This window comes from Nostoc sp. DedQUE09 (assembly GCF_034530915.1).
GTDB lineage: Bacteria > Cyanobacteriota > Cyanobacteriia > Cyanobacteriales > Nostocaceae > Nostoc.
In genome coordinates this window covers 68,843-89,444 of record NZ_JAVRCE010000012.1, presented here as the reverse complement: position 1 = coordinate 89,444, position 20,602 = coordinate 68,843, and the positions used below count along the sequence as shown (strand labels likewise).

Below are 20,602 nucleotides of genomic sequence, written 5' to 3'. Positions count from 1 at the left end.
AGGGGAAAGGGAAAGGGGAAAAACTTTTAACCCTTAACCTTTAACCTTTTCCCCAAAGGTAATTCTGAGTTCAAAATGCTTATCCGAACCGTATTGGGAGTAGTTGTACCTGGGCAATAGAATAATTTTCGGAAAATGATATTAGGAAAAACCAGATGACAGTTGATAATTTTTTCCAAGCTGCTAAAATTGAGGGTTTCCAGTCTCCTTACGATACCATTCACCTGAAAATTTTCTATCCAGCACAGATGCCGAGTCAGGTAGAAATAAATAGAGAAATTTTGCCAGTAGATTTAGAAAAAGCACCTTTTCCAGTAGTGATTTTCTTCAACGGCTTTAACTGTGATGCTCAACAATATCAATGGTTGGCGGTTAAACTCGCTGAACGTGGACTAGTGGTGATTCTGTTTAACTGGATTGCAGAAGTTATGCCAGGAATAATTAGTCTGACTCCAGGGATTGATGTTGAAAAGAGGAAACCAACAATTTATCGTACTGTTCCGACTGCTTCGGCTTTGCCTGCACTGCTAGCGAAAGTGGAACAGTTACAGTCTGAGGGTATTTTAGCTGGAATGCTCGATCTGCAACGAATAATTTTAGGTGGACACTCCGCAGGTGGTAGAGTAGCAATCGAAAATGCCGATCCTGATTTTTTTCCTCAAATTGCAGCATCTTTTGGCTATGGTTTACACACTATGGCAACGTTATCGCTAGGGTATGAGGCAGGTACTATTTTACCCTTACCAGACTCCCTACCACTTCTACTGATGGGAGGAACCTGCGATGGAATAATTGCCAACAGCTGCGATCGCTATGGTATAAGTCCTGGAAATGCTACCACCTCAGTCATCCGTACATTCCAAGAAGCAATTACTGGCGGACGAAATGATAGCTATCTACTACTTTTGGAAGGGGCAAATCACTTTTCGATAGTTAATCAGCCAGACTCCACCTTAAAGACACCCTTGTTGGACTTTCCCGCCACCCAACCCCAACAAAGCTTCCGTTTGCTTATGGGTGAAATCATTAATTTGTTTATTGACACTCATGTTCGTCATCAACCAGAAGCATCTCAGTCGCTTGAGCAATTATTAAATACTGCCAATCCTCTGATAAAATCCTTTGAGCGTAAATAGTTAAATTTATTATGACAATTGGATCTTATATTTTTCTCGCTGGAGCAAGTCGCGGTGTTGGTCGAGAAATTGCTCAATATCTGACATCTCAACAGCTAAAGGTTAAAGCACTCCTGAGAACAGCAACAGTTGCTAGTGAGCTAGAAGCAATGGGTATTGAAGTAGTTCAGGGAGATGCCTTGAATATTGGCGATGTCGAACGCGCAATCGTGACAGATGAACCTATTCACACCGTTATTAGTACAATTGGCGGTTTACCTTCAGATGTAGAAAGGCCGGATTACCCTGGTAATAGAAATCTAATCGATGCAGCAGTTAAAGCTGGAGTGCAAAAGTTTATTCTTGTATCTTCCATAGGTGCTGGCAGTAGTGTTGTTGCTGCGTCACCCCAAGTTTTAGAGGTACTGGGAAAAGTTTTAGCTGAGAAAGACAAAGCCGAACAACACTTAATTGCCAGTGGACTCACCTATACAATCATCCGTCCTGGTGGACTCAAGTCAGAACCAGCAACGGGTAATGGTGTTTTGACTGAAGATCCGCACATTATTGGTAGCATCAATCGTGCAGATGTGGCGCAGTTAGTTGTTCGCTCTTTAAATAGCCAACGTGCCAATAATAAAGTCTTGTCAGCCGTAGACCGAAATATGCTATTCGGGCAAGGAGAATTTGCCGAATTTTCTTTGGAGTAATTTAAGCACGCCAGCGCAGTATTTGACCCTTGACAGGATTGACAAATTCTCGTCTTTCAGCAACAGAACGAGCATACTCCCGCTTTAACTGGTAATACCACTGTGCCTGCATATCTGAGTCTTTAATCAGCCGCAGCACAGGATTATATTTCAAACCAATTTGCTGTTTTTCCACAACCGTTCGGTCTTGGCCAATGAAAGTCCGCGCTAGTACGTGTAACAGTGGCTTGAAAAATCCCACCCAAGGAAGTGTCCAGTAAAGAGCAAAAGTTACTTCAGTTTCTGTGTCTGAAATTGGTGTAACTGCCGTCAAATTAACGACTCGATTATTACCAATGGTGGTTTCTTCAATTCTGACTCCAGGCAAACGAAAGGAAATCTCCGTTTCTGGGACACCACCGCCAATCAGCCAGTATAATCGACCCCCATTTGCTGGTAATCGGTGTCGTCGCATCGTAAAGCCGTAGGGCGAAGCATCAAATTGCTTTACTTCCTCGTGCAATTGCTCATTTCGCCACCACCAAGCACGATGAACGTAGGGTGAATGAGCCGGGTCCATCAGACCTACTACTGCATGATCTATAAAACAAGGAAATTTTACTACTTCTACAAACTGGTGCGATCGCCCATCAAACCCTGGAATTACCGGAATTTCCATCTCAGATGCAGGTTGAGGGTTATCGGGATCGGGCATATATATCCAGATATTCCCTTGGGCTTCGCGAATACTATATGACTGCACGTCGAAGCGACTCAAATCCATTTGCTGCTCCTCCACAAGAGAAGGTATCGCAGTACAGCGCCCAGCAGAGTTAAAGCGCCAACCGTGATAACAGCATTCAACTTCCTGCCCATTGAATCTCCCACAACTCAAGGGCACACCACGATGGGGACAAATGTCTGTCATTGCAGACACTTTGCCATCCTGACTGCGAACTAACAGCACAGGTTCTCCCAAGAAAATGCGGCTGATCATCATACCTGGCTTGATTCGATCGCTAGGCAGAGCATAGTACCAAGTATTACGTAATACAAAATTATCGTTATTTTTCATAACTAATGGCCTCTGCCTTTGACACAACAAAAGTCCTGGTTTGTGGAAAGGAAGGTGATGCTGGAAAACATTCTTTCAGGTTTTTAATTACTGTAGGTAAGTTCAACTGATGTACTTATTAGTCGTGTTCGTAATTCTCTCAGATTTAGGTTGTTCTAAAAGCATTGCGGGTGTGAAATTGGATTATTCGCCAGAAATCTGTACAAATACCGTTCTTTTACGCGGCCCATCCAACTCAAAAAACAATACAGATTGCCAGGTTCCCAAAGCTAATTTACCATCCACAATGGGAATTATCTCACTCGTGGTCAGCATCATTGCCATTAAATGAGAGTGAGCATTAATCGGCTCATCTTCTGGGACATCTCTTAAATGCAAGTCATTATGTAAATAGCTGTCTGATTCCGGTGCTATTTTTTGCAAGAATACTTTTATATCTTCTAATAATCTGATTTCATTTTCATTGATAGACAACGCTGTTGTTGTGTGTTGAGAAAATACTAAAACTTGTCCATTTTTAATTGATGTTGAGGCAATAAAATCTTGAATTTGTGGGGTGATATTATGAATATTAATTTTTGGCTCAGTTTCAATTTCAATTAACTTATTAATAATTGGCATCTGTTGAATTTTATATTTGGGATTGCGGACGAGTACCGCAAGGAAGAAGTCAAAAGTTAACACTGAGCGGAGTCGAAGTGTCAAAAGTCAAAATAATTATATTCTAAGCTCTTGCGTCATTTGAAATCGTATGTTTATTTCCGCTGTTCTGTATTAGGTAGACTAACACAGCTTAACGTCTTCTTGAAGGAGGCAGGAATTGAATGACTTCTAACTTGTAACTATAGTTTCCAAACCCTGTACCAATCTTTCTATACCTTCTTTTGCTGTCTCTTTTTGCAGCGCCCCATAGGCAACACGTAGGTAGCATCCGTCATCCATACCAAAGGTTGTACCTGGAATAACTGCTACTTTATGTTCCTGGATCAGTCTTTTGACTAACTCAAAAGCATCCATTTGGGTATGAACTTTGAGGAAAAAGTAGAAAGCGCCATCTGCGGGAATAATGCTACATAAGCCTTGTAGACGGTTGAGGGAGTCTAATACTAGTTGGCGTACTTGAGCGATGCCTACGGCGGGGTGCGCCAACGCTCCTATATGACTCTTCAAATAATCCTCTTTTGCCTGCAATGCCCCTAAAGCTGCATATTGAGAAATGACTGGCGGACAAATCAAAATTGTATCCTGGACTTTTTTAACGGCGACAAGTAAGTGTTTGGGAATCACCATATAGCCAATGCGCCAACTGGCAAAACCGTATGCTTTAGAAAAACTATAGAGAGAAATGGTGTACTCACTGCTATTATCAAATGACCCAGGTGAAACGTGTTTTACCCCGTTATAGGTAAAGAATTGATATGCTTCATCGCTGATGTGGTAAATACTGTGAGTAGCACAAATTTGATTTACTTGGCGTAATGCGGCTTCAGGATAGACAACTCCAGTGGGATTATTGGGTGAAATTGTCACCACAGCGCGTGTTTTGGGAGTAATTGCTTGAGCGATCGCTTCTGGACGCAGTTGGTAATTTTCATCTGTGGCCACTAATACCGGACGACAACCAGCCATTGCGATCGCCATTTCGTGGTTGAAATAGTAGGGTGTGTTCAGAATAATTTCGTCGCCTGGATTAGTGATAGCAAGAATGGCATTCATAAATCCCATATTGCTCCCTGCTGTCACAACGATACAGTTTTCCTCATTGATTTCAATCCCGTTGAAGGCTTGCAATTGTTCCGCAAGTGCTGTCAGTAAAGGGGGAATTCCCTCTACTGATTTGTATAAATTATTAGCGGGTTCGGCTAAGAATTTAGCTAAAAATTCTATTGCTTCATGTGGTGGGTTGTAAGAAACAACACCTTGTCCTAGAGAAATGGTTCCAGGAGAGTTTTTAATCAGTTCCCCAACCACAGGAATAATTGGCGATTGTACCGCCTGCATACGAGAGGTAAGGGATTCCATATTTTCTTGCCTATATACCTGCTTTTAGTATCTCTTAATAGGGAATAAGCAACTAGTACAGCACAGTGGAAATAAAGCACCCCTTCGGGTTCGGCATTTCCTCATGGGGGCAACCCCCTTTGAGCGACTGTCTCACCATTGCAAATTAATGAAATGTTTACTTGCTACTATCTCAATTCCCGAAGTCAAAATCAAAGTTATACCAATACTCCAAGCTGTGGAAAGTTTAGCGTTGCATCGCGATCGTCAAAGAACTGATTTTAAGGGACTTCCAGTTAAAAAACATTCCATAGTATGGGCGCAAGACCTTGCGCCCATACAAATATACAAATAATTTGGGATAATTGATTTTTTGCAAGCAACTAATATCAAGTTAATAGATGTAATAAAAATCTATTTTCTACATTTAATTTTAGGCTTGGATGAATATAAAATTCGATATCTGTGTTGTTTATTGCTGTACATATCGCTTTTTGTTTTAACCTATCTATACTTTGAATTTTTTTTCAAAGTATAGATAGGTTGGTGTCAATAGATTAGAATAAAATTTAAACCATACTTTACGGACACTTTATATAAAATTTAAGCTTAGTTGATATTAGTAGATATTCGTTCTTTGGCGTGTAAGGTAGAATGCAGCTAGACAACTAAAGCTTGGTTACTACTAATTAGTAAAAAATAATGTTGATTTCACAACGTGGTATTATCACATATGCTTACGGAGCGTCTTATTATCTTGAAATGGCAAAGTCATTAGCACGTTCTCTACGTCTTCATTCACCAAATGTTCCGCGTGCTATTGTTACTGATAATAAAAACGATAAAGATTTACTAGAACTTTATGATTACGTTATAAATCTTAGAGAGGAATACGGTTCTAACGTCAAACAAAAGCTTCATGTTTATGATTATTCTCCATTTGAATATACACTTTGTATTGATAGTGATTGCATAGCAGTAAGAGATATTAACTTTATTTTTGATGATTTTAAAGGCAGAAGTTTTAGTGTGGTAGGTAATGAATATCTTCAAGCAGGTGATAAAGATAAATTCATGGATGTAGATAACACACTCAAACAATTTAATTTGACAAAATTACCTAGATTTAATGGAGGTCTCTATTATTTTGAAAAAAACGATACTACTAAGGCATTTTTTGAAACAGCACTAGAATTTTCAAGAGACTGGAAAAAGCTAGGTATTAGTGAATTTCGTGGTGATGGCCCTAATGATGAACGTATTTTTGGTCTAGCTATGATGTTACACAATCAAAGTATGTTTGAAGATAATGGTCAGACGATGCGAACACCTATCGGTCTTCGTGGTTCTTTTGATATAGATGCGATTACAGGTAAATCTACTTTTCAAAAATACAATCAGGTGGTATCTCCTGCTCTTGTACACTTTGCCTGTGTTTGGGGAGAACATCCCGTATATCGTCGTGAAGTATCAAAGTTAAAAAACATAGACAATGGTTCAGGCAACGAGGCCAAGTCTAATATATTTACCACAATTAAATATAAGTTTGGCTATCAGATTGCTTTATTAAGATATATAGCTAAACGTGTACCTAAAAATCCTAAATATATTCAAGCTAGAGTGAAAAAACTTTTGATAGAAATGCCTGAATTGATTAAAGCTAAATATAGAATTGAGCCAGGTCGGAGCAAATAAAGTTTGCTAAAACTCTGCATTTATTTGTGCTTAACTTGAATTAATCAAAGGCTGCTTTGGTTACTTTCTGTAAAGCTTTAATAGTGTATAATGTGCTGTCTGAGGTTCAGGCAGCACTAACAACGTGTAATAGCGATCGCACTTCACATCCTTCGCTCCTGACAGGTACTGGAAATTATATTTTTGTGAAAACTACAAGGATTGTATCTGTGGGTTTATTCTAGAAACTACAGGGTACAACGCAAATTTGTATGTACCACAAAAATCTGTATTGCCGTACTTTTATGAAAAATCAACTAGGATTAATTCTAAAACTGCTTTTACTCTCGGCTTTCTTATCAGTATTGATTAAGTATGCAGGGCCAAGTCTACCAATTCCGGCGACAGCAACCAACGCGCTGATTATAGTATTGTTGCCGATTGCGATGGTAGCGATCGCTCTACTGTGGCGATTTCAAGCACAAAAACAAAATTAACTCAAACTATCTACGCACAAGTTCCTAAAATCAGCTAACCTAGCTGAATTACAAGAAAATTGCATCTTGCCAACCGTTGGGAGTTAGCCTGTGAACCTGGGTCAATGGATCGGCTTAATCGCCATACTTCTTTGTTTATACATCCTGTGGCAAATTCGGGAAGTGCTTTTGCTGATGTTTGCCGCAGTTGTGTTAGCCACCACCTTAAATCGCCTAGCTAAACGCTTTCAAAGATTGGGGATGAGGCGTGGATTCGCCGTCCTCTTAGCAGTAGCTATCTTTTTCGCAGGTATCGTGGGTTTTTTCTGGCTTATTGTACCGCCATTTGCCCAGCAGTTTCAAGAATTAACCTATCAAGTTCCTAAAGGCTTTGGACGCTTTAATAGTTGGCTTGATGCTTTGAGAACTCGTATTCCTGACCAGTTAGTTCCTTATATCCCAGATATCAATAGTCTCATCCAACAAGTACAGCCCTTCGCCAATCGGCTACTGGGAAACTCCTTTGCCTTTGTATCTGGCTCTTTGGAAGTTGTCCTCAAGATTTTGCTAGTATTGGTTTTAACAGGAATGATCTTAGCGGACCCCGTGGCTTACCGCAAAGTATTTGTGCGGCTTTTCCCCTCATTTTATCGGCGGCGGGTAGATGGGATTTTAGATAAATGTGAAGTCTCTTTGGAGGGATGGATTACAGGCGCTTTCATTGCCATCTTTGTAGTGGGGGTGATGAGTTTGATTGGGTTATCAATTTTGCATGTCAAGGCAGCACTTGCTTTATCGGTTTTAGCGGGATTTTTTAACTTGATTCCCAATTTGGGGCCAACAATGAGTGTAATCCCAGCAATGGCGATCGCTTTCTTAGATGAACCTTGGAAAGCGATCGCTGTCTTGATTCTCTACTTTATTATTCAACAGATTGAGAGTAATTTCATTACGCCTGTTGTCATGGCGCATCAAGTCTCATTGCTACCCGCTATCACCTTAATAGCCCAGCTATTTTTCGTAACTTTCTTTGGCTTTTTAGGATTATTCCTAGCGCTACCTTTAACTGTTGTCGCTAAGATTTGGTTACAAGAGGTGTTAATTAAAGATGTTTTAGATGAATGGGGAAATCATCATAAAAAAGAGACTGAGTTTGTAATAGTGTCTGAATCTCCTGAAACAGATGATAATTGGACGGCAGAAAATCCAGATAGAAATGATAATCCCTCGATTGATGATGATATCTTGAAAAAATAAGATTAGTCACTTGGAGTTATATGAAATTTTGCAAATTTTGAAGCGATTGGGATAATGAGTGCTGGAGTGAAAAAACAATAAGATTCCCAACTTTTTTTATAAGTTGGAAATCTCATACTTTTGAGTCTTTCTCCCCATTCACCATTCAGCAGGAAGCGCAAGCACTGAGAAGATGCGAACAATTGCAGAAATTAACGAGAAAATTAAGCGCCAACGTGCGGTGGTGTTGACAACTGAAGAATTAAAAGCACGAGTTGTAGAAATCGGTGTTATTAAAGCTGCTAAAGAAGTTGATGTAATTACCACTGGTACTTTTGAGCCGATGGAATCAAGTGGTGCAATTATTAATCTGGGACATACCGATCCCCCAATAAAAATTCGCCGTTGTTGGTTAGATGGCGTGCCAGCATACTCTGGTTTTGGGGCAGTAGATTTATATTTGGGTGCGAGTTGCCCTGTGGAGACGACAGATGGGGAAGAAGTGCGAGAACGTGGTGGTGGTCATATAATCGAAGATTTGATTGCTGGTAAATCTATACACGTGAAAGCGCAAGGACAAGTAACAGATTGTTACCCCAGAGCAAATTTTGAAACTACAATTACCAGTGACACAATTAATCAGTTTTATTTATTCAATCCGCGCAATCTTTATCAAAATTTTATTGTTGGTGTAAATGGTGGCGATCGCCCCCTCTTCACCTATCTCGGTCCTTTACAACCGCGTCTGGGGAATGCTGTTTATTCTAATCCTGGTGCGATTTCCCCCTTACTCAACGACCCCGATTTGCAACTCGTTGGTATAGGTACTCGAATTTTTTTAGGCGGCGGTATTGGCTATGTCGCTTGGGAAGGCACTCAGCACTTCCCCTTGCAAAAGCGTTTAGCTAATCGTACACCAATTGGGCCTTCTGCCACCTTAGCTTTAATTGGTGATGCCAAGCAAATGGATGCTCATTGGGTGCGGGGGTGTTACTTCAAAAGTTATGGCCCATCATTAATGTTAGGGGTTGGTGTACCACTACCTGTATTAAATGAACAAGTAATTGAACACTGCGCCGTCCAAGATCAAGAATTAGTAGCCCCAATAGTGGATTTTTCCATTCCCCGGCGCGTCCGTCCCACCTTTGGTTTGGTAAGTTACGCCCAACTCAAATCTGGGTGGATCACCATAGAGGGCAAAGCAGTACGCTCAGCCCCCTTAGCGAGTTTGTTTTTTTCTAGGCAAGTCGCCCTAGAGTTGAAAAAGTGGATCGAAGCAGGTACGTTTACCCTTACAGAACCAGTTTCCCCAATTCCGATGGAGCGATCTTTTCTACCCCAAGACCGTCGGACGGATTTTTGATTGGAGCAGGGGAGCAGGACTTCGGCTCATTTCGGCTACGCTCAATGACCAACGCTCAGTGACTGAGGAGAAGTAGGAGTAAGCCTTTCCCCTCTGCACCTCTGCCTATTGTGCCCCATGCCCCATACCCCATGCCCAATGCCCCATACCTACTCTTGAGTCGGTTTCGGTCGCTTGATGGGTTTAGGAGCGGGTGTTCTTGGTATAGGTTTTGACACCACTGAAGGGTCGCCGCCTGTACTTGTTTTCTTGATGGGACGAGGAGTTTCGCCAGTGCGTCTGGGAGGGAATGGTTTTCTACCACCAGCACCACCACCGCTGCCAGCACGAGGCCCACCTTTAAATGGTGGTTTGCGTTTTTTGGGTAAATCAGCGATCGCTTCAGCTTTTTCTACTACTAAAACGTCTGCTTCCCTCTTGGCTTGGAAGTCCCAGAATTTTCCCACTGCTTTAGTAGTTAGCACACCCCTCAATTTCAACTTAAAATACTTGGGTTTATCAGTTGATTTGCGTGGAGCCTGCCTAATTTTGACTACCAAACTTTTAGCATCAAAAGATTGGTATACTACTTCACCACGAACAGAAAAACCACCATCTGCAACTTCTGATGAAGGTCTGGGGGCAGTTGTATTTAGTTCAGAGTTCTCGGATAAGCCATCATCGAGTGTCTGTAATTGCAACTCAAAATCCGATTCGTCCTCATCTGTTGAGTTTTTAGCCAGATTTTCTGGCTCCCAAACTCCGACGATTTGGATATGCAAGGTATCATTTTCTTGTCTGGTACGTGGATATACTACCCACAAGTGTTCTTTTTCTAAGTCTAGATGATTCTTGACTAAGCTCATAATCCGGCCTAGGAGGACGGCATTGAGTTCTACACCATCTGGAGTCAGCAGAGTACCTTGAGTAAATTGTTCGCTACTAGCATGATAGCGACCCCGGACTAACCCGATCGCTCGATACTGCATCGGTTCGCTGGGAGGCGGAATCGGTTGCTGGCGATTAATCAAGTTCCCATTTGAGTCAGTTTCGCTGGGGTTGACAGGCAAATTGTCAACTTGTTTAGAGGGCTGGGCTGCTATATGAACATTAGCGGCTGCCTCTACATTAGTTGGGCCCTGGTTAGAGGCAGAAGAATTGGAAGATTCAGGCAACGGCATCAGGTCGGAATTCATAAAAACTCCTTGCGGCGGAGACACATCCCATTGTGGGATTTTACAAAGGCAGCTGGAAAGAGCATTTGTGCGACTGATGAAAGTATATTGGCTTTTCACAAAATCACACTAGGGTACTCTATACAATCCTAAAGGCGCTAAATTTAATGTATAAACACTAAATGTCTAATTTAGCGGCTTTACACTAGTTTCGGAAGCATATCATAGCTACAATTCTGACGGCTCCTCCTAAAGTCATCACTTACTTTAGCAGTGTGGATAGTTAATTGTTATAAAATTCACAGGCAATTGGCGGTATTCCGCAAAGTTTTGGAAATTTTTAACTTTACGATTTGTGTAAATGATAATGTCATTAAAATTTAGGAGAAAGACAAAATTGTGTCTCAACCGCGTAATCGTTGGATAGTTCAAGTCGTCTTAGCGGTGGCAATTCTTGCTTTTGTGGGTGTTTCGGTGATTCCCATAATTGGAGCATTTAATAATACGCCACCCTCAAACCAAAATACCGCTAGCACTAGAGGCAGTTTGACCTCCGCTGACCAAAAATCAAAACTGGAAGACGAAGTACGGGGTTATGAACAGGTTTTGCAAAGAGAACCAGAAAATCAGACTGCGCTTAAGGGTTTATTACAGGCACGGCTGCAATTACTGAGTCAAAAAGATAAAAGTGAGGTTAAACCAGCTGATATCCAAGTTGTCATTGAACCCCTAGAAAAGCTAGCCAAGTTGAATCCCGAACAGTCAGAATATTCAGTGTTACTAGCTCAAGCCAAACAGCAAATTGGCGATCGCGAAGGAGCTGCTCAAGCTTATCGCTCGATTTTGTCCACGAAACCAGGTGATTTGAAAGCTTTGCAAGGAATGGTGGCTTTATTGATCAGTCAGCAACGACCCGAAGCAGCCATTGGTTTGTTGCAAGAAACCCTCGCTAATGCAGCCCAAGCAAATACAATTCAGCCTGGTAGTGTAGATATAGTAGCCGTGCAGGTGCTGTTAGGTTCTGTTCATGCTTCCCAGAAACGTTATGCTCAAGCTAGCTCTGTTTATGACCAGGCAATTAAGAAAGATCCCAAGGATTTTCGCCCCGTCGTGGCAAAAGCGATGCTCCTGAAACAACAGGGCAAAGACGCAGATGCAAAACCTTTATTTGATAGTGCCGCAGCTTTAGCACCTGCTAAGTACAGAGACGAAATTAAGAAGGCAGGAACGGTTTCTCCCATTCCTAAATCTGCTAACTCTCCCGCATCTTTACCGGAAAGTACGCCTAAGTAATGGGCATAGGGTATGGGCATGGGGCACAAAAGGCAGAGGTGCAAAGGGGCAGAGGGCAATACTTCTCGGGTTTTGCATTTTTAACTCGGAATCGGGTTTGGGGTAAAGGGTAAAGGGTAAGGGTTAAAGGTTTTTTCTTTCCCTTTTCCCTTTCCCCTTTTTCCCAAAACCCGAGAAGTATTGGGGCAGAGGGGAAAGACTTACTCCTACCTCTCCTCTGCTCCTCTGCTCACCTGCTTCTTTCCCTCACGCTCCTTCAATGGCAGCAACAATACCAAATACTAAAAACAGACATCCGCCAATCAGGGTGAGTTGACGCTCAGAAATGCGTCCGGCAATCATTTTGCCGCCGATAACTGCGATCGCAGCACAAATAGCATGTCCTAAAATTGCACCTATTGTCACTCCAATGGGGTTATTGCCTGCTGCTAGGGCAATAGTGGCAATTTGGGTGCGATCACCCCACTCTGCCATAAATGTCAACGCAAAGGCTTCTACAACAATTGCCAATCCAGTCTTTTGCTTTGGTAACTGCAAATCGGCTTGTTTCACCGCAGCTTCTGCTTCTTGTACAACTTCAGTATCACAAGCAGCAGCAGACATCTTACTAGCGTCATACAACAGCTTGATACCAAAGGCAATAAATAAAGCTATTTCAGCGTAATGAATAAAAACTTTTGGTAAAAAAGATACCGCTTGTCCAAATATCACCGAAAGGATTGTCATCGCCGCCAAAGCAGCTGTCACACCTATAAATACCAGCCGCCGCGGGTGGTGCATTGCTAAAATCACAGCAATAAAAAATGTTTTATCGCCTAGTTCTGAAACTGTAATTAGTAATAAACCTGCGGTAAAAGCTGTTAACACTCTCTCAAGCTCCTGAAGAATCGTTTACCGATGTGAAGCTTGATGAGAACCAAAAGACCTCACCAAGTTTACACTTTTCGGTGTGAACTTAGTGAAGGTCTCGCTTTCAAATATTTGATTACTTGCCATCTGAACCAGGCTCATCGCCAGTATGTTGATTCAGATGTACTGGCTTTCAAGTTTTTTTGCCAGCAGCTACTCCCCTTCTATGCGTCCGTCATTATACATATTTTCCATGTATTAAGTCAAGAGAGTAGCCAATATAGAGGTATAACTGTAGAGTGAAGTGTGAGATACAGACCGATTCAGGGCTTATTGAGGTAAAAACTCATCATCTGTGACTTCTACTAGCTGGTATGGGCAGTTCAGAGGAAACGATTCCATTGATAAGCCAGTTTCAGTTTTTGCTTGCTTAACCGCACTAAATAATAGCTTTTTTAACAACTGTATTGGCTCTGTAGCGCTACTTAAAATAAAGCTATTAATAAAGTCAGAGGTGACGTAATAATCACCTCAACCATTTTTACCTCTACATGATGCCAATTTAAAAAAGTGGATTGATGAATCGATGAATCATGCACAAGGGTAACGCCAAATCATATTCCATTATGCAATTCCAACCAACTTGGCGCTTAGTTCCCATAAGCGATCGCCTTTGTCGTCATCGCGGGCTTGAGGAGAGACTTTTTGCACAAAAGACTTGCCATCTTTCTTCTGGCGATTTCCCCAACTCCAATAGACACCGGATTGATTATACTCAGGATCGGCAACTACGGCAGCAACCCTTTCTCCCGCCAACTCCTGAGACACATATCCCCCAGTAATATACTTCTGGAATAATGGGAAGATTTTCTGAAACAGGGGATAGTGGTTTCTAAATAGCGGCGTTTCTGCAACACATCCCGGATAAAGAGAATTGAAGACGATACCAGTTGACTCGTGAAAGCGCTCATGCAGTTCCCGCATAGTCAGCACGTTGCAAACCTTGCTGTCTTTGTAAGCTTTGACTGGTTCAAATTTCTTGCCATCAATCATCGATATTGGCTCTTTAAACCCTTCTGCAAAGCCTTGCAAATCGCCTAAGTCGGGACGTGGTGGAATTTTTCCACCTAGTTCGTCTGGATTGTGCGTGACTGTTCCTAATATTACCAGCCTTGGCTCTAAAGAAGATTTTTTCAGATCCTCTAGCATCAGGTTGCACAATAAGAAATGCCCTAGATGATTAGTAGTGACAGTTAACTCGTAACCTTCTGGGCTGCGTAACGGCTCTTTGATTAAGGGCATATAAATTGCAGCGTTGCACACCAAAGCGTCTAAAGACTTGCCAGTGGCTCGGAAGTTCTTCACAAACTGTCGAACACTTTCCAAGGAGCCAAGGTCAATATGTATGCTGGTATAACTGTTGTAGGGAATTTCCACATCTTGAGCAGCTTTTTGTGCCTTCGCTAAATCCCGACAGGCTAACACCACATACCATCCTTTATCAGCAAGAGCTTTTGCAGCATACAAACCCACCCCCGAAGAGGCACCCGTAATTACAACCGTTGGCTTCTGATGTTGTTCCATTGTGTTCGCACTCCATTGACTGTCTCTAGGATCTCATACCAGTGAGCCATGATTCTCATCAGCTTTTTCAAGGCTACATTAGCCTGAACTAACTTCCTACTCCAAATAACAGAGAATAATCGTCAATAAAAAAGTATCTAATTATACAAAAACTTAGCAAAAAAATATAATTACAATAATATTTGCGAGCTATTAATAGCGTTTAAAATTGTATCAATGCAATCTTTAATTTTTCTGGTTTCAAGTATTTTTTCAGATGTATATTATTAGTGGGCCAAAAATTATATAGCGTTTCCTAATCACATAAGGTACATCATAGTTACCTTCTCGCTTGTGGGGAGGTGGTTGGGGTGAGGTTCTCATACTTTACTCAACCGATAACCGCTATAAGTAAGTTGCCTACCTGTTTAACAATTTATACACTGTGGATAAGCTTCTACAATCTGTAAAAAAAATTCTCCAAGACAAGCCTCTCGATTCAATTCAGTGGTTTGTGCTTTATCAATCGTGGTTAGGTAAAACTTATGGTGAGATGGCAGAGGTATCAGGCTACGGCAACAATTACATCAAGGAAGTTGGTTCTGAGTTGTGGCAAGACCTTTCTATCGCACTTGGAAAAAGAATAACGAAAAAAAATTTGCATTTAGCCTTGAATAAATACTTACAAGACGAGTTAGGTAATCAAGAAAACCAGATTCAAGAAAAGTTCGGTGAAGAATCTAGCTTAGAAATTGTTTCTCCAGACTTTTTTTCAGCAAGCAAGATAGAATTTCCTAGCGGCCCTGTAGCACTAGCTTCTCATCTATATATCAATCGCCCTTCCCTGGAAGAACTTGTTTGTAATGAGATTTTACACCCTGGTTGCTTAATCAGGCTGAAAGCACCTAGAAAGATGGGAAAAAGTTCTCTACTCAATCGGATGATTGCTTATGCTAAAGAGCAAGATTATCAAATTGTCTATTTAGACTTTCAAGAAGCTGACCAAGACGTTTTTGCTTGCCTGGATAAATTTTTGCGTTGGTTTTGTGTAAATGTCAGTAGGCAGTTAAATCTCTTTCCTTGTATAGATGATTTTTGGGATATAGAAATGGGCAGCAAGGTAAGCTGCAAAATCTATTTTGAAGCTTATCTGTTGCAATACATTAATGATAGCCCTTTAGTTTTGGCTTTGAATGAAGTTCATCGGATTTTTGAACATCCCAAAATTGCCCAAGACTTTCTGCCAATGCTGCGATTTTGGCATGAACAAGCAAAGCAAGATCAAACTTGGCAAAAACTACGGATGGTAGTGGTTCACACCACAGAAATTTATATTCCGCTTAAGCTCAATCAATCGCCTTTCAATGTAGGCATAACAATTACACTGCCACCATTTACCCTTAAGCAAGTACAGAGTTTAGCATTACGTTACGGGCTAGATTGGGCAGGAAACTCGGAAGGGGCAAAACGCCTTGCACCCCTACAAGCAATGGTAGGAGGACATCCCTATCTGGTGAGCCTTGCATTTTATCATCTATGTCAGAGTGGAATGACGCTAGAGGTGTTATTAGAAACTGCATCTACACCAGTAGGAATTTACGGTCAGCATTTACGAGAACTGTTGACACTACTGCAAGAAGAACCAGAATTAATGTCAGCTATGGAACAGGTAATTGCAACAGATGAAAAAGTGGAGTTAGATGCGATCGCTGCTTACAAACTAGAAAGTATGGGTTTGGTTCAACTAAACGGCAATCAAGCTAGTGCCATGTGCGAATTATATCGTCTTTATTTTAGTCAACAGTTTGGAAAGCAAAATAGTGCTAATACTTCTATTAAACTTTCACACTAGTTTTAAGAGTTCATAGTAAATAATAAAGTTTTTACTATGAACCTAATATTTCATCGGGATTATGATAATTTATCAAATTTAGCTATGCAAATTTCCTGATTGAAATATAGAAGAAATTTAAAATTACAAATAAATTAAATGAAAAATTATCGATACCAAGTTGGTGGTACTCTTACTAATGACGCTCCTAGCTATGTTCAGCGGAGAGCGGATGTGGAACTTTACGAAGCTTTAAAACAGGGTGAATTTTGCCACATTTTAAGCTGTAGACAAATGGGTAAATCCTCACTTATGGTGAAAACAAAGCACCGCTTGCAAAAAGAGGGCTTTAGATGTGCCACTGTTGATATGACTAATATTGGTTGTGAAAATATAACTCCAGAACAGTGGTATAAAGGAGTTGTCGGCGATTTATGGTTGAGTTTTAAACTTTTAGGAAAAGTTAATTTAAAAACCTGGTGGCAAGAACAAAACGATCTTTCTTTAGTTCAGAAAACCAGTCGATTTATTTCAGACATTTTGTTAACTCAGTTTCCTAACGAAAAACTATTTATTTTTATTGATGAAATTGATAGTATACTAAGCCTCGATTTCTCTGTGGATGACTTTTTTAATTTGATTCGGTTCTGTTACAATCAACGAGCAATAAATCCAGAGTATTATCGGATTACATTTGCAATTTTTGGGGTTGCTACACCTTCAGACTTAATTATATATCAAAATAATACTACCCCGTTTAATCTTGGTAAAACCATCCAAGTAAATGGTTTCACCTTTGAAGAAGCTCAACCACTTTCTTTGGGGCTAGATATTAAAGACAATCATCCTCAGAAAGTTTTGAAAGAAGTATTAGCTTGGACAGATGGGCAACCATTTCTTACTCAAAAGCTGTGTCGGCTACTTGTGAGTTTATCTCAAGATGATGTGGGTAGAAAGCTGAAAATTCCCCCTGGCACAGAAGAATTTTGGATAGAAAATGTGGTGCGATCGTACATCATTGAGAAATGGGAATCACAAGATGAACCAGAACATTTACGAACTATTCGCGATCGTATCCTCAGAAATGAAAAATTTGCCGCCAGATTGTTAGGAATTTATCAACAAATCCTCCAAGGATTGAAAGTACCAGCCGACGATAGTCGAGAACAGGTAGAACTGTTGCTGTCTGGTTTGGTAATCAAAAAACAAGGTTGTCTCAAAATAAAAAATCGAATCTATCAAGAAGTTTTCAATTTAGAATGGGTTGGAAAAAAATTAGCTTACTTACGCCCCTACTACGAAACCTTTAATGCATGGATAGCCTCAGAAGAAAAAGATAAATCTCGCCTATTGCGTGGACAAGCCTTGATAGATGCTCAAATGTGGGCAAATGGTAAAAGCTTGAGCAACTTAGATTATCGGTTTTTAGCTGCTAGTGAAGAATTAGATCGGCGAGAAGTACAGCAAGCATTAGAGGCTGAACGTGCTCAAGAAGTCGAAGCAAGGCTTGCAGAGCAACAAAAAAGGCTGGCTCAACAAAAGAGAAATGCCACAATAGTGACACTTTTGCTCGTAGGTATGACTATCAAGTTGGTGATTTCTATAGTGTGGGGAGTATCGCTTTTACGAAAGATTGATGTTTTAGAATCACAGCTAAAATGTGCCGAGCCGACTACACCCCTTCAATTTACTCACTGTCCAAAATCAAGAACTGCTAGGGAAACCTCAGAATAACGAGCGTTAAAAAAACTCTCAATACCCCAAGTGCATCCGATGTATAGGTTAATTATCACGAGCAAATTTAAAACAGCTTTCCGAAAATTTACTCGTCGTAATGCTGACTTACTTATGACGATGTTTATTAGCTCAATACAAGTGCGATCGCTAATATTGTAGCGACAGTCTTTAAAGTCAAGAGTAGGCGTAGCCCGTCGTAGACATCGCATCATGTATGATGGTTGATCGGCGTGCGATCACCGTATAGAAACGCAGTTGTGGCCAAAGCTGCCGATGATGTGAGTTAAAATCCTGATATCTTCAATCACTACTAACGCAGACAGCCCCCGAAAAAGCGATCGCTATGCTTCAGTATCCCCATCTCGAACAAGCGCTAAAATATCACTTCGGTTATGACCAATTCCGCCCCGGACAACGGCAAATTATCGAAGATGCGCTGCAAAATCGAGATTTAATGGTTGTGATGCCGACTGGCGGGGGGAAATCTCTATGTTTTCAGCTACCAGCATTGTTGAAAAATGGACTAACTGTGGTAGTATCGCCCTTAATTGCTTTGATGCAAGACCAAGTAGAAGCACTGCGAAATAATAATATTAACGCGACATTTCTCAATAGCAGTTTGAACGCTTACCAAGTGCGATCGCGGGAAGAAGCCATCCTCGGCGGTAAAGTAAAATTACTCTACGTCGCCCCGGAACGTCTGCTCAGTGAAAGGTTTCTCCCGTTTATCGATTTAGTTAAAGAAAAAATCGGTATTTCTAGCTTTGCTATTGATGAAGCGCACTGTGTTTCGGAATGGGGACACGATTTTCGTCCAGAATATCGCCAGTTAAAATCTCTGCGGAAACGCTATCCTGATGTGCCTACAGTCGCTCTCACCGCCACAGCAACCGATCGCGTCCGTAGTGATATCATTCAACAACTAGGACTAAAGCAACCAAGCATCCATCTTGCCAGCTTTAACCGTGAAAATCTTTATTACGAAGTTCGTCCTAAAACTAAATATGCTTACGCTGAATTGTTAGAACTAATTCGAGAAACTGAAGGTTCGACAATTATTTATTCTTTAACTCGTAAAAAAGTTGATGAACTCACGTTTAAACTACAAAATGATAAAGTTATTGCTCTGCCTTATCACGCCGGATTAAGTGATGAAGAACGTAGTAGTAATCAAACACGATTTATTCGAGATGATGTCCGGGTGATGGTGGCAACAATCGCCTTTGGGATGGGAATTAATAAACCCGATGTGCGATTGGTAGTTCACTTCGATCTGCCCAGAAATATAGAAAGTTATTATCAAGAATCGGGTAGAGCCGGTAGAGACGGAGAACCATCTAGGTGTACAATATTTTTCAGCTTTGGTGATGTTAAAACAATTGAATGGAGTATCGATCAAAAAACCGATCCTCAAGAACAGTTGATTGCTAAACAACAACTGCGGCAGATGATCGATTACGCTGAAGGCACTGATTGTCGGCGAACAATTCAACTGGGTTATTTTGGCGAAAGGTTTCTTGGAAATTGCGGTAATTGTGACAATTGTCGTCATCCCAAACCCGTGCAAGATTGGACAATTGAAGCCATGAAGTTTTTATCTTGTGTGGCGCGTTGCAAAGAAAGGTTTGGAATGCTACACATAATTGATGTGTTGCGAGGAGCAAAAAAAGACAAAATTATCCAGTACGAACACGATAAACTTTCTACCTACGGTATTGGTAAAGATAGAACTGTAGATGAATGGCGAATGTTGGGGCGATCGCTTTTACATCAGGGGTTAATAGAACAAACTAGCGATGGCTACTCAGTTTTAAAACTAAATGCCTTAAGTTGGCAAGTCATGCGAAAACAACGCACAGTTTCGCTAGCTGTAACCACAGTGCAAAAGATTGCTTGGGAACCAGAAAGTGAAAAAGCAGAAGTTGCAGAAATATTATTACAGAAGTTGCGATCGCTACGTAAACAATTAGCTGATGAGCAATCTGTACCACCTTACGTCATCTTCCACGATTCCACTTTAAAATTGATGGTACAGGTGCAACCCCAAAACTTAGCTGAATTTGCCAAACTTTCTGGTGTAGGTAGTCACAAACTCGCTCAATATGGCGAAAAGTTCATTACAGAAATTCGCGCCTACCGCCAAGAAAAAGGTTTGCAAAATAAATCGGCTAATAATAATTATGTATTCTCTGCCAACTCATCTTCTTCTTACACTGAATTGCAGACATTACAATTGCATCAACAAGGTTTAAATATAGCTCAAATTGCCCAAAAGCGAAACCTCAGTCCGGCAACAGTTAGCAATCATCTAGAAAAACTAATTGAGAAAAATCAGCCAGTTGATTTAAATCAATTAGTACCTATAGAACATCAACAAAAAATTTGGCAAGTTTTAGAAGTACTCGGTGACATTTCCCTCACTCCCATTAAAGAACAACTAGGCGAAAGCTACACTTTTGATGAAATTCGTTTAGTGCGGAGTAAGTGGCGGCGCGAAAATCGCAAGTGATGATTGAAGAAGAATACAGAATTCAAAATTAATTAGT

Annotated in this window: 18 protein-coding genes; 11 read left to right on the top strand and 7 right to left on the bottom strand. The window is 40.9% G+C overall.

What is annotated here, in order from left to right; translation table 11 throughout:
* Positions 1–155: 155 nt before the first annotated feature.
* Together RMY27_RS10340 and RMY27_RS10335 are read left to right on the top strand one after the other, a co-directional pair.
* Positions 156–1,136, top strand: coding sequence for a dienelactone hydrolase (locus RMY27_RS10340; protein WP_322662846.1), 981 nt, complete (start codon positions 156–158; stop codon positions 1,134–1,136).
* 11 nt (positions 1,137–1,147) lie between these two features.
* Positions 1,148–1,825, top strand: coding sequence for an SDR family oxidoreductase (locus tag RMY27_RS10335; RefSeq protein WP_322662845.1), 678 nt, complete (start codon positions 1,148–1,150; stop codon positions 1,823–1,825).
* A gap of 1 nt (position 1,826) precedes the next feature.
* Here RMY27_RS10335 and RMY27_RS10330 read toward each other — a convergent pair whose 3' ends face one another.
* The 3 genes from RMY27_RS10330 to RMY27_RS10320 form a co-directional block, all read right to left on the bottom strand.
* On the bottom strand, positions 1,827–2,879 hold the full coding sequence (locus RMY27_RS10330) for an aromatic ring-hydroxylating dioxygenase subunit alpha (protein WP_322662842.1): 1,053 nt from the start codon (positions 2,877–2,879) through the stop codon (positions 1,827–1,829).
* A 183-nt stretch (positions 2,880–3,062) separates the two neighbouring features.
* Positions 3,063–3,500: a secondary thiamine-phosphate synthase enzyme YjbQ gene (locus RMY27_RS10325; RefSeq protein WP_322662947.1), complete on the bottom strand. Its 438-nt coding sequence runs from the start codon at positions 3,498–3,500 to the stop codon at positions 3,063–3,065.
* A gap of 210 nt (positions 3,501–3,710) precedes the next feature.
* Positions 3,711–4,901 carry a pyridoxal phosphate-dependent aminotransferase gene (locus tag RMY27_RS10320; RefSeq protein ID WP_322662841.1) on the bottom strand — a complete coding sequence of 397 codons (1,191 nt, stop codon included), beginning with the start codon at positions 4,899–4,901 and terminating at the stop codon, positions 3,711–3,713.
* A 148-nt stretch (positions 4,902–5,049) separates the two neighbouring features.
* Between RMY27_RS10320 and RMY27_RS10315 the strand changes: the two genes are divergently transcribed.
* The 5 genes from RMY27_RS10315 to RMY27_RS10295 all read left to right on the top strand — a co-directional run bounded on the left by RMY27_RS10315 (position 5,050) and on the right by RMY27_RS10295 (position 9,629).
* Complete coding sequence (locus tag RMY27_RS10315; protein ID WP_322662839.1) at positions 5,050–5,235, top strand: hypothetical protein; 186 nt, start codon at positions 5,050–5,052, stop codon at positions 5,233–5,235.
* 347 nt (positions 5,236–5,582) lie between these two features.
* On the top strand, positions 5,583–6,575 hold the full coding sequence (locus RMY27_RS10310; RefSeq protein WP_322662837.1) for a hypothetical protein: 993 nt from the start codon (positions 5,583–5,585) through the stop codon (positions 6,573–6,575).
* 284 nt (positions 6,576–6,859) lie between these two features.
* The gene (locus RMY27_RS10305) at positions 6,860–7,051 is read left to right on the top strand and encodes a hypothetical protein (RefSeq protein WP_322662834.1); all 192 of its coding nucleotides are present in this window, start codon (positions 6,860–6,862) and stop codon (positions 7,049–7,051) included.
* 90 nt (positions 7,052–7,141) lie between these two features.
* Positions 7,142–8,287: an AI-2E family transporter gene (locus RMY27_RS10300; protein WP_322662832.1), complete on the top strand. Its 1,146-nt coding sequence runs from the start codon at positions 7,142–7,144 to the stop codon at positions 8,285–8,287.
* A 172-nt stretch (positions 8,288–8,459) separates the two neighbouring features.
* On the top strand, positions 8,460–9,629 hold the full coding sequence (locus tag RMY27_RS10295) for a homocysteine biosynthesis protein (protein ID WP_322662830.1): 1,170 nt from the start codon (positions 8,460–8,462) through the stop codon (positions 9,627–9,629).
* 149 nt (positions 9,630–9,778) lie between these two features.
* Here the strand turns inward: RMY27_RS10295 and RMY27_RS10290 are convergent, their stop codons facing one another.
* The gene (locus RMY27_RS10290) at positions 9,779–10,804 is read right to left on the bottom strand and encodes a hypothetical protein (protein WP_322662829.1); all 1,026 of its coding nucleotides are present in this window, start codon (positions 10,802–10,804) and stop codon (positions 9,779–9,781) included.
* A gap of 378 nt (positions 10,805–11,182) precedes the next feature.
* Between RMY27_RS10290 and RMY27_RS10285 the strand changes: the two genes are divergently transcribed.
* The gene (locus RMY27_RS10285) at positions 11,183–12,076 is read left to right on the top strand and encodes a tetratricopeptide repeat protein (RefSeq protein WP_322662827.1); all 894 of its coding nucleotides are present in this window, start codon (positions 11,183–11,185) and stop codon (positions 12,074–12,076) included.
* A gap of 246 nt (positions 12,077–12,322) precedes the next feature.
* On the opposite strand, the gene RMY27_RS10280 is transcribed toward RMY27_RS10285, so the two are convergent.
* The 3 genes from RMY27_RS10280 to RMY27_RS10270 form a co-directional block, all read right to left on the bottom strand.
* Complete coding sequence (locus RMY27_RS10280; protein WP_322662825.1) at positions 12,323–12,943, bottom strand: TMEM165/GDT1 family protein; 621 nt, start codon at positions 12,941–12,943, stop codon at positions 12,323–12,325.
* 312 nt (positions 12,944–13,255) lie between these two features.
* A complete protein-coding gene (locus RMY27_RS10275; protein WP_322662823.1) occupies positions 13,256–13,387 on the bottom strand; it encodes a DUF29 family protein in 132 nt (43 codons plus the stop codon).
* A 162-nt stretch (positions 13,388–13,549) separates the two neighbouring features.
* Positions 13,550–14,509: a protochlorophyllide reductase gene (locus tag RMY27_RS10270; protein ID WP_322662821.1), complete on the bottom strand. Its 960-nt coding sequence runs from the start codon at positions 14,507–14,509 to the stop codon at positions 13,550–13,552.
* A gap of 424 nt (positions 14,510–14,933) precedes the next feature.
* On the opposite strand from RMY27_RS10270, the gene RMY27_RS10265 reads away from it, so the two are divergent.
* From RMY27_RS10265 to recQ, 3 genes are all read left to right on the top strand, one after another.
* Positions 14,934–16,340 carry an AAA-like domain-containing protein gene (locus RMY27_RS10265; RefSeq protein ID WP_322662819.1) on the top strand — a complete coding sequence of 469 codons (1,407 nt, stop codon included), beginning with the start codon at positions 14,934–14,936 and terminating at the stop codon, positions 16,338–16,340.
* Positions 16,341–16,478: 138 nt separating this feature from the next.
* Entirely contained in the window at positions 16,479–18,053 is a 1,575-nt protein-coding gene (locus RMY27_RS10260) for an AAA-like domain-containing protein (protein ID WP_322662817.1), read from the top strand.
* Between the two features lie 346 nt (positions 18,054–18,399).
* Complete coding sequence (recQ, locus tag RMY27_RS10255) at positions 18,400–20,565, top strand: DNA helicase RecQ (protein ID WP_322662815.1); 2,166 nt, start codon at positions 18,400–18,402, stop codon at positions 20,563–20,565.
* Positions 20,566–20,602: the final 37 nt, after the last annotated feature.

What these genes read in the sequence shown, in the direction of transcription:
- RMY27_RS10340 (WP_322662846.1), top strand. Translation starts at nt 156, where the DNA reads ATGACAGTTGATAATTTTTTCCAAGCTGCTAAAATTGAGGGTTTCCAG.
- RMY27_RS10335 (WP_322662845.1), top strand. Translation starts at nt 1,148, where the DNA reads ATGACAATTGGATCTTATATTTTTCTCGCTGGAGCAAGTCGCGGTGTT.
- RMY27_RS10330 (WP_322662842.1), bottom strand. Translation starts at nt 2,879, where the DNA reads ATGAAAAATAACGATAATTTTGTATTACGTAATACTTGGTACTATGCT.
- RMY27_RS10325 (WP_322662947.1), bottom strand. Translation starts at nt 3,500, where the DNA reads ATGCCAATTATTAATAAGTTAATTGAAATTGAAACTGAGCCAAAAATT.
- RMY27_RS10320 (WP_322662841.1), bottom strand. Translation starts at nt 4,901, where the DNA reads ATGGAATCCCTTACCTCTCGTATGCAGGCGGTACAATCGCCAATTATT.
- RMY27_RS10315 (WP_322662839.1), top strand. Translation starts at nt 5,050, where the DNA reads ATGAAATGTTTACTTGCTACTATCTCAATTCCCGAAGTCAAAATCAAA.
- RMY27_RS10310 (WP_322662837.1), top strand. Translation starts at nt 5,583, where the DNA reads ATGTTGATTTCACAACGTGGTATTATCACATATGCTTACGGAGCGTCT.
- RMY27_RS10305 (WP_322662834.1), top strand. Translation starts at nt 6,860, where the DNA reads ATGAAAAATCAACTAGGATTAATTCTAAAACTGCTTTTACTCTCGGCT.
- RMY27_RS10295 (WP_322662830.1), top strand. Translation starts at nt 8,460, where the DNA reads ATGCGAACAATTGCAGAAATTAACGAGAAAATTAAGCGCCAACGTGCG.
- RMY27_RS10290 (WP_322662829.1), bottom strand. Translation starts at nt 10,804, where the DNA reads ATGAATTCCGACCTGATGCCGTTGCCTGAATCTTCCAATTCTTCTGCC.
- RMY27_RS10270 (WP_322662821.1), bottom strand. Translation starts at nt 14,509, where the DNA reads ATGGAACAACATCAGAAGCCAACGGTTGTAATTACGGGTGCCTCTTCG.
- RMY27_RS10260 (WP_322662817.1), top strand. Translation starts at nt 16,479, where the DNA reads ATGAAAAATTATCGATACCAAGTTGGTGGTACTCTTACTAATGACGCT.
- recQ (WP_322662815.1), top strand. Translation starts at nt 18,400, where the DNA reads ATGCTTCAGTATCCCCATCTCGAACAAGCGCTAAAATATCACTTCGGT.